This window comes from Streptomyces sp. R41 (assembly GCF_041053055.1).
GTDB lineage: Bacteria > Actinomycetota > Actinomycetes > Streptomycetales > Streptomycetaceae > Streptomyces.
Map to the genome: position 1 here is coordinate 7,307,368 of NZ_CP163443.1, position 13,840 is coordinate 7,321,207.

At 71.0% G+C, this 13,840-nt stretch carries 17 protein-coding genes; 11 read left to right on the forward strand and 6 right to left on the reverse strand.

The genetic code is table 11. The features are described 5' to 3' along the window. The first annotated feature begins 57 nt into the window (after positions 1 to 57). Both AB5J53_RS33420 and AB5J53_RS33425 read left to right on the forward strand, forming a co-directional pair. A complete protein-coding gene (locus AB5J53_RS33420; protein WP_369249331.1) occupies positions 58 to 1,449 on the forward strand; it encodes a M1 family metallopeptidase in 1,392 nt (463 codons plus the stop codon). A 99-nt stretch (positions 1,450 to 1,548) separates the two neighbouring features. After that, positions 1,549 to 2,214, forward strand: coding sequence for a trimeric intracellular cation channel family protein (locus AB5J53_RS33425; RefSeq protein ID WP_369249332.1), 666 nt, complete (start codon positions 1,549 to 1,551; stop codon positions 2,212 to 2,214). Here the strand turns inward: AB5J53_RS33425 and AB5J53_RS33430 are convergent. Beyond that, a complete protein-coding gene (locus AB5J53_RS33430; RefSeq protein ID WP_369249333.1) occupies positions 2,114 to 3,355 on the reverse strand; it encodes an alpha/beta hydrolase in 1,242 nt (413 codons plus the stop codon). The two genes, AB5J53_RS33425 and AB5J53_RS33430, sit on opposite strands and share 101 nt — an antisense overlap. Before the next feature lie 234 nt (positions 3,356 to 3,589). On the opposite strand from AB5J53_RS33430, the gene AB5J53_RS33435 reads away from it, so the two are divergent. Further along, positions 3,590 to 4,450 carry a thioesterase family protein gene (locus AB5J53_RS33435; protein WP_369249334.1) on the forward strand — a complete coding sequence of 287 codons (861 nt, stop codon included), beginning with the start codon at positions 3,590 to 3,592 and terminating at the stop codon, positions 4,448 to 4,450. Here AB5J53_RS33435 and AB5J53_RS33440 read toward each other — a convergent pair. Next, positions 4,437 to 5,036 carry a TIGR03086 family metal-binding protein gene (locus tag AB5J53_RS33440; protein WP_369252625.1) on the reverse strand — a complete coding sequence of 200 codons (600 nt, stop codon included), beginning with the start codon at positions 5,034 to 5,036 and terminating at the stop codon, positions 4,437 to 4,439. The two genes, AB5J53_RS33435 and AB5J53_RS33440, sit on opposite strands and share 14 nt — an antisense overlap. A 112-nt stretch (positions 5,037 to 5,148) precedes the next feature. On the opposite strand from AB5J53_RS33440, the gene AB5J53_RS33445 reads away from it, so the two are divergent. Both AB5J53_RS33445 and AB5J53_RS33450 read left to right on the forward strand, forming a co-directional pair. Next, positions 5,149 to 6,132: a helix-turn-helix transcriptional regulator gene (locus AB5J53_RS33445; RefSeq protein WP_369249335.1), complete on the forward strand. Its 984-nt coding sequence runs from the start codon at positions 5,149 to 5,151 to the stop codon at positions 6,130 to 6,132. 115 nt (positions 6,133 to 6,247) lie between these two features. After that, positions 6,248 to 6,616, forward strand: coding sequence for a hypothetical protein (locus AB5J53_RS33450; RefSeq protein ID WP_369249336.1), 369 nt, complete (start codon positions 6,248 to 6,250; stop codon positions 6,614 to 6,616). 131 nt (positions 6,617 to 6,747) lie between these two features. On the opposite strand, the gene AB5J53_RS33455 is transcribed toward AB5J53_RS33450, so the two are convergent. After that, positions 6,748 to 7,374, reverse strand: coding sequence for a TetR family transcriptional regulator (locus AB5J53_RS33455; protein ID WP_369249337.1), 627 nt, complete (start codon positions 7,372 to 7,374; stop codon positions 6,748 to 6,750). A 183-nt stretch (positions 7,375 to 7,557) separates the two neighbouring features. On the opposite strand from AB5J53_RS33455, the gene AB5J53_RS33460 reads away from it, so the two are divergent. From AB5J53_RS33460 to AB5J53_RS33470, 3 genes are all read left to right on the forward strand, one after another. Next, the gene (locus AB5J53_RS33460; protein WP_369249338.1) at positions 7,558 to 7,722 is read left to right on the forward strand and encodes a hypothetical protein; all 165 of its coding nucleotides are present in this window, start codon (positions 7,558 to 7,560) and stop codon (positions 7,720 to 7,722) included. Between the two features lie 78 nt (positions 7,723 to 7,800). After that, positions 7,801 to 8,067, forward strand: coding sequence for a DUF4190 domain-containing protein (locus tag AB5J53_RS33465; RefSeq protein ID WP_369249339.1), 267 nt, complete (start codon positions 7,801 to 7,803; stop codon positions 8,065 to 8,067). A 172-nt stretch (positions 8,068 to 8,239) separates the two neighbouring features. Then, on the forward strand, positions 8,240 to 9,409 hold the full coding sequence (locus tag AB5J53_RS33470) for a cysteine desulfurase family protein (RefSeq protein ID WP_369249340.1): 1,170 nt from the start codon (positions 8,240 to 8,242) through the stop codon (positions 9,407 to 9,409). A gap of 53 nt (positions 9,410 to 9,462) precedes the next feature. Here the strand turns inward: AB5J53_RS33470 and AB5J53_RS33475 are convergent, their stop codons facing one another. After that, the gene (locus AB5J53_RS33475) at positions 9,463 to 10,125 is read right to left on the reverse strand and encodes an N-acetylmuramoyl-L-alanine amidase (protein ID WP_369249341.1); all 663 of its coding nucleotides are present in this window, start codon (positions 10,123 to 10,125) and stop codon (positions 9,463 to 9,465) included. A 60-nt stretch (positions 10,126 to 10,185) separates the two neighbouring features. Between AB5J53_RS33475 and mnmA the strand changes: the two genes are divergently transcribed. Continuing rightward, positions 10,186 to 11,307: a tRNA 2-thiouridine(34) synthase MnmA gene (gene mnmA, locus AB5J53_RS33480; RefSeq protein WP_369249342.1), complete on the forward strand. Its 1,122-nt coding sequence runs from the start codon at positions 10,186 to 10,188 to the stop codon at positions 11,305 to 11,307. A 6-nt stretch (positions 11,308 to 11,313) separates the two neighbouring features. Here mnmA and AB5J53_RS33485 read toward each other — a convergent pair whose 3' ends face one another. Both AB5J53_RS33485 and AB5J53_RS33490 read right to left on the reverse strand, forming a co-directional pair. Then, the gene (locus tag AB5J53_RS33485; protein ID WP_369249343.1) at positions 11,314 to 12,114 is read right to left on the reverse strand and encodes an alpha/beta fold hydrolase; all 801 of its coding nucleotides are present in this window, start codon (positions 12,112 to 12,114) and stop codon (positions 11,314 to 11,316) included. Positions 12,115 to 12,151: 37 nt separating this feature from the next. After that, a complete protein-coding gene (locus AB5J53_RS33490; RefSeq protein WP_369249344.1) occupies positions 12,152 to 12,475 on the reverse strand; it encodes a DUF427 domain-containing protein in 324 nt (107 codons plus the stop codon). Positions 12,476 to 12,525: 50 nt separating this feature from the next. Here AB5J53_RS33490 and AB5J53_RS33495 point away from each other — a divergent pair, with 50 nt between their 5' ends. Together AB5J53_RS33495 and AB5J53_RS33500 are read left to right on the forward strand one after the other, a co-directional pair. Next, entirely contained in the window at positions 12,526 to 13,065 is a 540-nt protein-coding gene (locus AB5J53_RS33495; protein WP_369249345.1) for a TIGR00730 family Rossman fold protein, read from the forward strand. Between the two features lie 73 nt (positions 13,066 to 13,138). Next, entirely contained in the window at positions 13,139 to 13,837 is a 699-nt protein-coding gene (locus tag AB5J53_RS33500; protein ID WP_369249346.1) for an SDR family oxidoreductase, read from the forward strand. The last annotated feature ends 3 nt before the right edge of the window (positions 13,838 to 13,840 follow it).

Sequence of the window (13,840 nt, forward strand, 5' to 3'; positions counted from 1 at the left end):
GGAGAGTGCAGAGTCTCGCGTGTCCGTTAGTTCGGAACACGTTCGAAAGGGACGCTCATGGCACTCTCCCGTTCGGCACGTTTAGGAGCCCTCGCGACCGCGGCGGCCTCCTTCCTCCTCATCGCCGCCTCCTCCGCCCCGACCCCGGGCGCCGACGGCATCGGCGACCCGTACTTCCCGCAGCTCGGCAACGGCGGCTTCGACGCCCGCCACTACGACCTCGACGTGGCGTACAATCCGGACACCGACCGCCTCGACGGCCGCACGACGATCACGGCACGCGCCACCCAGAACCTCTCCGCCTTCGACCTGGACCTGCAGAAGCTGGACGTCACGAAGGTCGAAGTGAACGGCAGACGAGCCGACTTCACACGGGCGGGCGACGAGATCCACATCACGCCGCGCGGCCCGCTGCCGAAGGGCCGGACCTTCACGGTGACCGTCACCTACGGCGGTGTCCCCGAGCCCCTCAACGGCCCCATCGTCTTCGGCTCCGACTACGGATGGATGAAGACCACCGACGGCGTCTTCGTCGCCTGCGAACCCAACGCCGCCTCCACCTGGTTCCCGTCCAGCGACCACCCGTCCGACAAGGCCACGTACGACATCCGCATCAAGGCCCCGAAGGGCCTGACCGGTGTCTCCAACGGCCGCCTGATATCGACGTACGACAAGGGCGGCCAGACCGTCACGCACTGGCGCGAGAACAAGGCCATGGCCACGTATCTCGCGACCGCGACCATCGGCAAGTTCGATGTGAAGACGGGCACGACACCGGCCGGCACACCCATCTACGTCGCCATCGACCCGGTGCTCGCGAACAGCAACAGCGTCGACGTGTACGGCGTCACGGCGGAGGCCACCGACTACTGGTCGCAGGTGTTCGGGCCGTACCCCTTCGAGGAGACCGGCGCGATCGTCGACGACATGCCGGAGGCCGGCTTCTCGCTGGAGGTCCAGTCGAAGCCCGCGTACTCCGCCGTGCGCTCCGAGACGACCATCGTGCACGAGCTGGCCCACCAGTGGTTCGGCGATTCCGTCTCGGTGGAGCGCTGGAAGGACATCTGGCTGAACGAGGGCTTCGCGACCTACGCCCAGTGGCTGTGGTCCGAGCACAAGGGCATCCGCTCTGCGCACGACTCGTTCGTGGCCGGGTACAACGCGCGGCCCGCGGACTCCGCCTTCTGGCAGATCACGGTCGCCGACCCGCAGCGCGACACCATGTTCGCCTCCGCGGTCTACCAGCGCGGCGCGATGACGCTCCAGATGCTGCGCGAACGCATCGGCGACACCGCCTTCTTCAAGCTGCTGCCCGCCTGGACGAAGCTGCACCGCTACGGCAACGCGAACACCGCGGACTTCATCAAGCTCGCCGAGAAGATCTCGGGCCGGCAGCTCGACGACCTGTTCCGGACCTGGATCTACACGACCGGCAAGCCCGTGGTGTAGGCCGTACTGTCTGCCGTACCGCCACTGCTGTCTGCCGTACCGCCTGCCGCGGACCTTGCTTTGTAAGGTGCACGCCCGTCGGCGGGTGAGAATGTTCGGGTGCTTCAGGAACTGTTCAGCCCCTCCGTCCAGCATGTGCTCGACCTCGTGGGGATCTTCGTCTTCGCGATCTCCGGCGCGCTGCTGGCCGTCCGCAAGAACTTCGACGTCTTCGGCATCGCCGTACTCGCCGAGGTCACGGCGCTGGGCGGAGGGCTGTTCCGGGACGTGATCATCGGAGCCGTGCCCCCGGCCGCGTTCACCGACCTCGGCTACTTCACCACCCCGCTGCTCGCCGCCCTGCTCGTCTTCTTCCTCCACCCGGAGGTGGAGCGGATCCAGGTCGCCGTCAACGTCTTCGACGCGGCGGGGCTCGGCCTCTTCGCCGTGGCGGGCACCACGAAGGCCTACGAGTACGGGCTCGGCCTGCCCCAGTCGGCCGCCCTGGGCCTCGCCACCGCGGTCGGCGGCGGCGTACTGCGCGACGTACTCGCCAACGAGGTGCCCTCGCTGCTGCGCTGGGACCGCGACCTGTACGCGGTGCCCGCGATGGTGGGCGCCACGATGGTCGTGCTGTGCATCCGCTACGACGTGCTGTCCCCGTTCACCAGCGGGCTCGCGGTGGTCACCGGCTTCGTTCTGAGGCTGCTCGCGATGCGGTATCACTGGCGAGCGCCGCGTGCCTGGCACCGTCGCTCGACGGCAACTGAGCCGGAGACCCCGTAGTCGTCCTGGCTCCTTTCGCGCCGGTGCCGATCTGCTGGGTCAGCCAGCGGAACACCTCCGGGACCTGTGGCCGCCACAGCCCCATGTCGTGGCCGCCCGCGCTCCTCGGCAGCAGCACCACGTCCACGGTCGTCGGAGGCTTCGCGATCTGCTGGAGCGCCGCGCCCGCCTGATAGCCGTCGCCGGACTCGCCGGAGAAGTAGAGCGCGACGCGCGGCGGGGTGCGGTAGCCGCGCAGGAGCAGGTAGGGGTTGTTCTGCCGGCGCAGCACCAGGCTCTGCGCGGCGAGCGACTTCCGCTCGCCGATCGGGTCGTTGTAGCCGGACAGGCTCGCCGCCGCCCGGTAGCGGTCGGGGTGGGCGACGGCGAGCTTCGTCGCGCAGTGCGCCCCCGCCGAGTAGCCGGCGGTCGCCCAGCCGTCGGGGGCAGCCTCGGCGCGGAAGTTGTCCGTCACCATCTTCGGCACGTCGATGCTGAGCCAGCTGTCGGCGTTCACCGTGCCCGGGATGTTCGCGCAGCCCGTGTCCACCTTGGCCAGCAGCGTGGTGCGCGGCGCGACCAGGATGAACGGCGCGACCTGTCCGGCGCGCATCATCGGCAGCAGTTGCTCGTGCACCTTCAGCGAACCGAACCATGCCTTCGCCGAGCCCGGGTAGCCCGGCAGCAGCTCGACGACCGGGAACTTCCGGTGGCGGTAGGCGGCTTCGTGGTACTGCGGCGGCAGCCAGACGTAGACCTCCGCGTTCACCCCCGACACCCGGCCCTTGAGCTGGGTGACGCGCACCCCGCCCGCCTGGTGCATACCGGGACCGTCGGCCTGGGCGAACGTCTGCCGGACCTTCGGCAGTTGCTTGAGCGCGATCCCGCCGGTGCCGTCCCTGCCGAGGTCGGCGGCCTGCTGGACGTGGTTGCCCGTGCCGAGGAGGTCGGCCCAGTTGTCGTACAGGCTGTTGGCGTTGTTGACGAGGACGAAGACGAGGGTGACCGCGGTGCCCTGGGTGAACAGCAGCATCAGCAGCCGGGCGGCGCTGCGCACGGGCGCGGGGCCGCGGACTCGGGACCAGAGGGCCAGGGGCAGGACGAGGGCGAGGGCGAACAGCGCGATCGCGGTGAAGAGGAACGGCGTCCCGGTGAGGCTCATGTCAGTTCAGAGGAGAGACAGAGGCGATTGGTCACGGTCCATAACGGACACTTACCAAGAAATTGCCTGATCCTCACCCGGGGCGTCGGGGCGTCGGGGCGTCGGGGCGTCGGGGCGTCGGGGCGCCGGGGCGCCGGAGTGACGGAGTGACGGGGGGCGGAGAGGCAGGGGGACGTCACATGGCCGAAACAGTAAAAGCTACCGCTTAGTAATTTCCTGTTGTACCGTTCAGGCATGCCAGAAGCAGCTTCGGTACAGGCCGTACGGGCCACGATCGGCGACAGCGAGTTCGACCGCGACACCGCGGTCACCCTGCGCGAACCCGGCGTCTACGACATCGACCTCTCCGCCGGGTGGACGATCATCAACGCCGTCAACGGCGGATATCTGCTGGCCGTCCTGGGCCGCGCGCTCGCGGACGCCCTGCCGCACTCCGACCCGTTCACCATCTCCGCGCACTACCTGACCGCGTCCCAGCCGGGACCGGCCGTCGTCCGCACGGACGTCGTCCGCACGGGCCGGACGCTCTCGACCGGCCAGGCGTCGCTCTTCCAGTACGACGAAGAGGGCCGCGAGGTCGAGCGGATCCGCGTCCTCGCCTCTTACGGCGATCTCGGCACCTTGCCCGACGACGTCCGTACGACCGCGAAACCGCCCGCGATCCCGCCGATGGACCAGTGCTTCGGCCCCCAGGACGCACCCGCTCCGGTACCCGGCAGCTCGGCCATCGCCGACCGGCTGTTCCTCAAGCTCGACCCGTCGACCCTGGGCTGGGCGCTCGGTGCGCCGTCCGGGAAGGGCGAGATGCGGGCCTGGTTCGGGCTCGCCGACGGCCGCGACCCGGACCCGCTCTCGCTGCTCCTCGCGGTCGACGCCCTGCCGCCGACCGCCTTCGAGATCGGCCTGTCCGGCTGGGTGCCGACCGTCGAGCTGACGGTGCATGTGCGCTCCCGTCCGGCACCCGGCCCGCTGCGGGTGTCGATCACCACCCGCAACCTCGCCGGCGGCTTCCTGGAGGAGGATGCCGAGGTGTGGGACAGCGCGGACCGGCTGGTCGCGCAGTCCCGGCAGCTGGCCAGGGTCAGGCTGGGCTGAGGGGTCGGCGGCCGAGCCAGGCCGCCAACCGCCCGTAGGCGTCGGCCCCTTCGGGGGCCGGCACCGCCGAGTCGAAGGGCAGCTCCTCGTCGTCGCGCTGCCCGTCGGGCAGCAGGCGGTGGGCGATCGCGAGCGCGAACTCGGCCAGTTCCGGGTCGAGTTCGTGTGGCCGGCCGAGGGATTCGGACAGGTCCCAGGTGTGGGTGACGGCCTCCATGACGTACCCGCAGAGCGCGTTGCGGCCCGGCGCCTCGCCCCACGGCACGCGCACCGGCGCGTCCATGCGGGCGTCGTCCGCCCAGGCCTTCAGGGCCCGGGTCCTGGCGTCGTCGTACGCGGCCGGCCAGCCGTCGTCCCCGACGCCGTCCGCGAACGGCAGGACGGCGAGCCCGTCGCCGCCCTCGCCGATCACGGCGATACGGCGGGTGCCGCCGACGATGTGCGACAGCAGGGTCCGTACGTCGAAGTCTGCGCACGGAGTCGGAGCGTTGAGCTGCTCCGGTCGTACCGTCTTGACCAGTGCGGCGATCTGCTCGGCGGCGCGGGTGTACGGGGGGCGCGGGTCGATGGCGTTCGCGGTGTTCATGGCGTTCATGGCTGACCTCTTCCGTGTGGCGGTGTGCCCCCACGTTCGCCGCATAACCTGACAGTTTCCGTCAACATTTGCCCGGCGCTTCGACGGGCGCGATCCTGAGGGCGTGAAGTCCGACCGCCTGCTCTCGATCCTCCTGCTGCTGCAGACCCGCGGCCGCGTCCCCGCCCACGAACTCGCCGACCGTCTCGAGGTGTCGGTGCGCACCATCTACCGGGACGTCGAGGCCCTGTCCGCCTCCGGCGTCCCGGTCTACGCCGAGCGCGGGCGGCACGGCGGCATCGAACTGCTCGCCGGGTTCCGTACGGACGTCACGGGGCTGACCGCCGACGAGTCCCGCGCGCTGTTCATCCTGGCCGCGCAGGGCGCGCACGCCGCACTCGGCCTGGACGCGGCGCTCGGCTCGGCGCTGCGCAAGGTGATGGCCGCGCTCCCCGCGCCGCACCGGCCCGCCGCCGAGGTCACCAGCCGCCGCATCCTGGTGGACGCGACGCGCTGGAAGGGCGGTCCGCAACGGGCCGTCGACCTGGAGGTGCTGCAGGACGCGGTCTTCAGCGACCGTCGGCTGCGGCTGCGCTACCGGCACAGCGGGGACGCCGAGCCCAGCACGTACACCGTCGACCCGTACGGGCTCGTGTCCAAGGCCGGCGTCTGGTACCTGGTCGCCGACCGGCGCGGCAAGCCGCAACTCTTCCGCGCGGACCGGGTGCGGACGGCCACCCCGTTGCCGGACCCGGTGAAGCGGCGCCCGGGCGTCGAACTGGGTGACATCTGGGAGGTGTTGCGGCGCCAGGTCGAGGAACGTCCGGGCGGTCTCGATGTCACAGTTCGGGTACAGCGCTCCCGCCTCGACATGTTCCTGCGTCTCAACGCCGCCTCGCTCTCGGCGCTGCCCGAGGACGACGGCGCGAGCGAGTGGGTCCTCGCCCGGCTGTCGTACGGCTTCATCCGCGAAGCCCGCACCCTGCTGGCCTTCGGGGACACGGTGGAGGTCCTGGAGCCGCCGGAGGTACGGGCGGAGCTGGCGGGGGCGGCCGCCGCCATCAGCGCGGTGTACGAGGGGGATCGAGCCCCGCGCGGGGGCCGTTGATCCACAGCAAAGCACAGCTTCGGCACAGCGCGGCCCTACGTGGATCTGGTGCTCTGGCTCCCCGCTCATCCGGCTTTCATAAACCGGCCTCGTGACTTGACTGGGAGTTACCCTCATGAACCGTCGTGCGCGACTTGTCCCCGCCGTCGCCCTGCTGGCGCTCTCGCCGCTGCTCGCGGCCTGCGGCTCGGGCGACTCCTCGTCGTCCTCGAACAGCGGCAACTCCGGCCAGAACTGTCAGCGGCCGTCCGGCATGCCGAGCGGGGGCCCGTCCGGGCGTCCCAGCGGTGCGCCCTCCGGTATGCCGACGGGCGGTGCGTCCGGCACGCCGTCGGACATGCCCACCGGGAAGGCGCCGTCCGGCAACCCCTCGGGCATGCCGAGCGGCGGTCCCGGTGGCGGAATGGGCGGCGGTCAGGGCGGCTGTGGCGGTGGCCCCGGCGGCGGGCAGCAGGGCGGACAGGGGCAGCAGGCACAGGGCTGATCCAGGACGTCGTACGGCCGTGGACATGTGACGGTCCTGCACAGGCGACCGACGTACGCGGATGGGCGGCGCGCTCGGTGAACGGGCGCGCCGCGCACGCGTGTCGTGCCGGCCGGTCGTAACGGGGCGTGTCACCCCAGCCAGTTGTGGCGGCCGATGCTGATCAGCCGCATCTGGCGGCTCGTCACGCAGGCCACGCGTTCCCGCTCCTGATCGGAGCCCTCCAGCGCTTCCAGGAACGCCGAGGCCGCCATCAGCATGTGGTCGACGTACAGGCCCGCGAGCATCAGCAGATCGTCGTCGCTCCACCCCTTCGACTCGGGGTGTTCGGCCAGTGCGACCTTCACCTCCTCGGCGAAACGGGCCAGTTGCTCCCTGATCGCCTCCCGCACCGGCTGGACGCCGCCGTGCCGCTCGCGCGCGATGAAGCGGACGTGCGCCGGGTACGCCTCGACGTGGCGGGCGATCAGGCCGACGGCACGCGCGATGCGTTCGTTGCTGTCCCCGGTCGCGGACACCGTGTGCTCGATCATCGGGTGCAGGCTGCCGAGCGCCTCCTCGACCAGCGCCACGCCGAGATCCGCCGTCGAGCGGAAGTGCCGGTAGAAGGCGGTCGGGGCCACTCCGACGGCGCGGGTGACCTCGCGCAGACCCAGGCTGCTCAGGCTCTGGTCCTCCAGGAGTCCCAACGCCGCGTCCAGGAGCGCCTGTCGGGTCTTCTGCTTCTGGGCCTGTCGGATGCCGAGAGTGTGACTCATGCCATGCAGTTAACAACTGTTCTCTGTAATTGGAAAGCCGGGCGACGCGCTAGACTCAGGAGTCAGTGAACACGTGTTACTACAACCGTTCACTGAGCCGTCAAGTCCCCGAAACAATCGGGCCTCACCGTCGAGGCATCGATCCCGGGGTCGGGACATCGAGACTTCCACGAGAGGTATCTCATGCTGTTCCTCGTCGCCGCCCTCCTGCTGCTGGGTGTCGTCATGGGCTCCGTGGCCCACGCGCCGCTGCCCGTCACCCTCGTCGTCGCCGCCGTCATCGGTATCTGGCTCGCGATCTTCGCGGTCCGCGAGCGCAACGCCCGCCGGCGCCAGACCACCAGCTGACCGTCGGTGTCACACCTCCACCAACTGACCGTTGGTGCCATTCGTCAACCAACTGATCGTTGGGAGCTGACCCACATCATGGAACTCACCGCTACCCCCGCCCGCCGGACCGCCGCCCGGGACGCCGACGGCATGGCCGTCGCCTCCTTCATCCTGGGCCTCCTCGGCCTCCTGGTCCTCAACATCTTCCTGGGCCCCATCGCCATCGCCCTCGCCTCCGTCGCCCTCTGGCGCGGCACCACCCGCCGTGGTCGCGCCTTCCTCGGCCTGGGTCTCGGCATCGCCGACCTGCTCGTCCTGCTGGCCTTCATGCAGTTCGACAGCACGGTGTCCTGGAACTTCTAGAGGTACCGCTGGCGCTCGAGGATGGGCACAGCCTGCGGCGCCGGGTGCGTCGCACAAGGGCCCAACCCCGACGCAGGGAAGGCGCGTCACCAACCCCGGGTGCCGGTCAGGCGTACGACCACCCGTAGGGGGCCGAGACCGTCGAGCGCGGGCCCGTAGAATCGGGCTCACCATGGCTTACCTCGATCACGCCGCGACCACCCCGATGCTCCCCGAGGCGGCGGAGGCCCTGACCGCCCAACTCGGCATCACCGGCAACGCCTCCTCGCTGCACGCAGCCGGCCGCCGCGCACGGCGAACCGTCGAGGAAGCCCGCGAAACCCTGGCGGAGGCCCTCGGCGCACGCCCCAGCGAGGTGGTCTTCACCTCCGGCGGCACCGAGGCCGACAACCTCGCGGTGAAGGGCCTGTACTGGTCCCGCAGAGACGCCGACCCGGCCCGCACCCGCGTCCTCGCGAGCCCCGTCGAGCACCACGCCGTCCTCGACGCCGTCCATTGGCTCGGCGAACACGAGGGCGCCACGGTCGAGTACCTGCCCGTCGACGCGTACGGCCGCGTCCACCCGGACGTCCTGCGCGAGGCCATCGCCCGAAACCCCGACGACGTCGCCCTCGCCACGGTGATGTGGGCCAACAACGAGATCGGCACCGTGCTGCCGGTCCGCGAACTGGCCGACGCCGCCGCCGAGTTCGGCGTCCCGCTGCACTCCGACGCCGTCCAGGCCTTCGGCCAGGTCCCCGTCGACTTCGCCGCCGCGGGCCTCGCCGCGATGACCGTGTCCGGCCACAAGATCGGCGGCCCGTACGGCATCGGCGCGCTGCTGCTCGGCCGCGAGTACAGCCCCGTACCCGTACTGCACGGCGGCGGCCAGGAGCGCCACGTGCGCTCCGGCACGCTGGACGTGCCCGCGATCGCGTCCTTCGCCGTCGCCGGACGGCTCGCCGCCGAGCAGCGCGAGTGGTTCGCCCGCGAGATCGGCTCCCTGCGCGACGACCTGGTCGAAGCCGTACGCAAGGCCGTGCCCGACGCGATTCTCGGCGGGGACCCGGCCAGTGCGGGCCGTCTGCCGGCCAACGCGCACTTCACGTTCCCCGGCTGCGAGGGCGACTCCCTGCTGCTCCTCCTGGACGCACAGGGCATCGAGTGCTCCACGGGCTCGGCGTGCACGGCGGGCGTGGCCCAGCCGAGCCACGTCCTCCTCGCCACCGGCACGGACCCCGACCTCGCGCGCGGCACCCTCCGCTTCTCCCTCGGCCACACCTCCACGGAGGCCGACGTCGAGGCGGTGGCGAAGGCGATCGGCCCGGCGGTGGAACGGGCGCGCACGGCGGGGCTCAGCTAGACACCCCGGCGGGGCCCGGCGCCGTACGCGGGGTCGGGCACCGTTGGGCCGGGTCAGGCCTTCGCCGTGCGTGCCTCACGTACGAGCCGTATGTACCGGTCCCAGTCCCAGTACGGCCCCGGGTCGGTATGGTCCGTGCCCGGAACCTCCACGTGCCCGATGATGTGCTTCCGGTCGACGGGGATGCCGTACCGGCCGCACATCCCGGCGGTCAGCCGCGCCGAGGCCGCGTACATGGCGTCCGTGAACGACGAGGCGCGCTCGACGAAACCCTCGTGCTCGATGCCGACGCTCCGCTCGTTGTACTCCCGGTTCCCCGCGTGGAACGCCACGTCCAGCTCGCGGATCATCTGGGTGATGTGGCCGTCCTTGCGGACGATGTAGTGGGCGGCCGCGCCGTGCCCCGGGTCCTGGAAGGCCTTGACCGCGCTGTCGAAACCGCCCTGGGTGACATGGATGATCACACGGTCTATCGAGTAGTCGTCGGGCCGGTCCGCGCGCCGCCAGTTCGCCCCCGACGCCGCCACCCACTGGGCGCCCCGGAAGTCGACCGCGCCCGCCACCCGCGGCTTCTCCACGCCGGGCAGCCGCCACCACAGGTGCCCGAGCTCGTCCCGCGCGAGTGCGGCCGTGCCCACGGCGGCCGCCACACCGCCGATGAGCAGCGCCCGGCGTCCGATGCGCCGGTCGGTGTCCCCGCCCTTTTTCTCCCCCATGCGATCTTCAACGGATACTCGCGGGCTTCGGTTCCCACAGCCCCGTACTCTGGAGGGGTTATGACTGACACCTCGCAGCGACCTCTCCGCGTCCTCGCCGCCATGTCGGGTGGAGTGGACTCCGCCGTAGCCGCCGCCCGGGCGGCGGAAGCAGGCCACGACGTGACGGGCGTACACCTCGCGCTCTCCGCCAACCCGCAATCGTTCCGGACCGGCGCGCGTGGCTGTTGCACCATCGAGGATTCGCGCGACGCCCGCCGCGCGGCGGACGTGATCGGCATCCCCTTCTACGTGTGGGACCTCGCCGAGCGCTTCCGCGAGGACGTGGTCGAGGACTTCATCGCCGAGTACGAGGCGGGGCGCACCCCGAACCCTTGCCTGCGCTGCAACGAGAAGATCAAGTTCGCCGCCCTGCTCGACAAGGCGCTGGCGCTCGGCTTCGACGCCGTCTGCACCGGCCACTACGCGAAGGTGATCGTCCGCGAGGACGGCACACGCGAGCTGCACCGCGCCTCCGACATGGCCAAGGACCAGTCGTACGTCCTCGGGGTGCTCGACGACCGCCAGCTCGCCCACGCGCTGTTCCCGCTCGGCGACACGGTCACCACGAAGGACGAGATCCGCGCCGAGGCCGAGCGCCGCGGCCTCGCCGTCGCCAAGAAGCCGGACTCCCACGACATCTGCTTCATCGCCGACGGCGACACCCAGGGCTTCCTGGCGGGCCGGCTCGGCAAGTCCGAGGGCGACATCGTCGACGAGTCCGGCGCGAAGCTGGGCACCCATGAGGGCGCGTACGGCTTCACGATCGGCCAGCGCAAGGGCCTGCGCATCGGCACCCCGGCCGCCGACGGCAAGCCGCGCTACGTCCTGGACATCTCACCGGTCGACAACACGGTGACGGTCGGCCCGGTGGCGTCCCTCGATGTGAGCGCGTTGACGGCCGTCAAGCCCCGCTGGTGCGGCGCCGCCCCCACCGGTCCCGGCACGTACACCGCCCAACTCCGCGCCCACGGCGGCGAGACGACGGTGACGGCAGAGCTCGTCGACGGCTCCCTGGAGGTCTCCTTCACCGAGCCGGTCCGCGGCGTCGCCCCCGGCCAGGCGATCGTCCTGTACGAGGGCACGCGCGTGGTCGGCTCGGCGACGATCGCGACGACCACGCGTGCGAAGGCGTCCGTCTAGCCGGCTTCATCGGCCGGTTCCTTGACCGGCTTCGCCGAAGAACTCCGTCAGGAGCGGTGCGAGGGCCTGAGGGTCCACCATGTGGGTCTGGCCGTCCAGCGTGCGGTACGACCCCTCGGGTGCGGCCTCCGCGATGGCACGGGCGGCCTCCCGGAGCCACTCGGGGCTCGCGCCGCCGGCGACGGAGAACACGGGCACAGCGACCGAGGCCAGCCGGTCCCGGGGCACCAGGCCGTCGCCCATCGCCGCGTTGTCGTACGCCAGCGTGGGCGCGATCGCCTCCATGTCCGGCCAGGCGGAGGACTGGCGGGCGCCCGCGATCATCTCCGGGGGAGTGCCGGCGAGCGTCATGAAGAGTTCGACGGCGTTCCCGCGCCGGTCTTGGCCGAGGAGCTCGGTCAGCCGCTCCGTGTACTCGCGGCGCTCCTTGCCGCCGCCCTCGTGGACGGCGAACGGCGTCTCGTAGACGGCGACTTTGCTCACGGGCAGTCCGCTCGCCGCTGCCTCCAGGACCAGCGCGCCGCCCGACGAGATGCCGTAGAGCGCCGCGCTGCCCCCGGACGCGTCGATCAGGGCCGCGATGTCCTCGACCTCACGGGCCACCGCGAAGGGCGCGGTGTCGCCGCTGTCGCCGCGCCCCCGGCGGTCGTAGGTGACGGCGCCGAATCGGTCGGAGAGGGCCGCCGCCAGGGGCGCCAGCGTGGCGCCCGTACACATGGCGCCGCCGACCAGGACGACCGCCGGGCCGTCACCGTGACGTTCGTACGCGATGGGGGTTCCGTCGCGCGAGATGGTCTTCTTGTCCATGCCTGTGGAGACTGCCGCAGGGCACGGAACTAATCGGTCATGACACTTCCACTTCGTAGAAGCAGAGGTGGTCCTTGATCTGGGCGACGTCCGGCTTGGGGTCGGGGTAGGACCAGACGAGGTCGGGAGCGTCCGGCAGTGACCAGTAGGACGCATCACCCTTGAAGGGGCAGTGCGTGTGGGTGTCCGAGGCCGTCAGCAGGTCCAGGCGGACGTCCTCGGGCGGGAGGTAATAGCGCACAGGGCAGCCGGTCTCGCGCAGCACCAGGGGCCGGTCGCTCTCCGCCAGGACCTGGTCGCCGCGCACGACGCGTACGTGCTGTGTGACCTGCTCGATGGTGATCGTGTGTCCTTCAGCCATACCAGGAAAGCACTCGCGGGGCCCTGGTTCTTCCCGCGTACGGTGAGCGCATGAATATCTGCGTCTTCCTGTCCGCCGCCGACCTCGACGACCGTTACACGCGCCCCGCGCGGGAGTTCGCCCTACTCCTCGGCAAGGGGGGCCACACGCTGGTGTGGGGCGGTTCGGACGTGGGACTGATGAAGGTGGTCGCCGACGGCGTGCAGGAGGCCGGCGGGCGCCTTCTGGGCGTCTCCGTGGGCTTCCTGGCGGCCAAGGCCCGCACGGGCGCCGACGAGATGGTCATCGCGCGTGACCTTGCCGAGCGAAAGGCGCTGCTCCTGGAGAAGGCCGACGCCGTCGTGATCATGGTGGGCGGCACCGGGACGCTGGACGAGGCGACCGAGATCCTGGAGCTGAAGAAGCACGGCAGGACGGACAAGCCGGTGGTGCTGCTCAACACGGCGGGCTTCTACGACGGCCTGAAAGAGCAGTTCCGGCGCATGGAGGACGAGGGTTTCCTGCCCAGGCCCCTCACCGACCTGGTCTTCTTCGCCGAGGAGCCGGTGGGCGCGCTGGCCTACCTGGAGGAGAGCCACGGCACCCGGTGACGCGACCTGGAGGAGAGCCGCGACACCAGGTGACGCGACCTGGAGCGGAGCCAGGGCACCCCGTGATGCGAGCATGGCGGGCATGGCTACACATGTGATCACTGGGGCCGGTTCCGGCATCGGCGCGGCCGTCGCCCGCCGCCTGCACGCGCGCGGGGACGAACTCGTGCTGCACGCGCGCGACGCCGGCCGCGCGAAGGAGCTGGCGGCCGAGTTCCCCGGGGCGAAGACCTTGGTCGGCGATCTGGCGGACCCGGACAGGCTCTCCTGGGCGTTCTCGCACCAGACGCTCCCCGACCGCATCGACTCCCTTCTGCACATCGCGGGCGTGGTCGACCTCGGTCCGGTGGGCGAGCTGACGCCGAAGGCCTGGCGCCACCAGCTCAACGTCAATCTGATCGCCCCCGCCGAGCTGACCCGCCACTTCCTGCCCCAACTCCGGGTCGCCCAGGGCCACGTGGTCTTCGTGAACTCCGGCGCCGGCCTCGCCGCCCACGCCGACTGGTCCGCGTACGCCGCCTCCAAGCACGGCCTCAAGGCCCTGGCGGACTCCCTGCGCCACGAAGAACACGCGAACGGGGTCCGCGTCACCTCCGTCTACCCCGGCCGCACGGCAAGCCCCATGCAGGCCAAGGTCCACCAGCAGGAGGGCAAGGACTACGACGCCTCCAAGTGGATCGACCCGGAGTCCGTGGCGACCACGATCCTGTTGGCCCTCGATCTGCCGCGCGACGCGGAGGTCAACGACCTGACGGTGCGACCGGGGCGTTGAGGG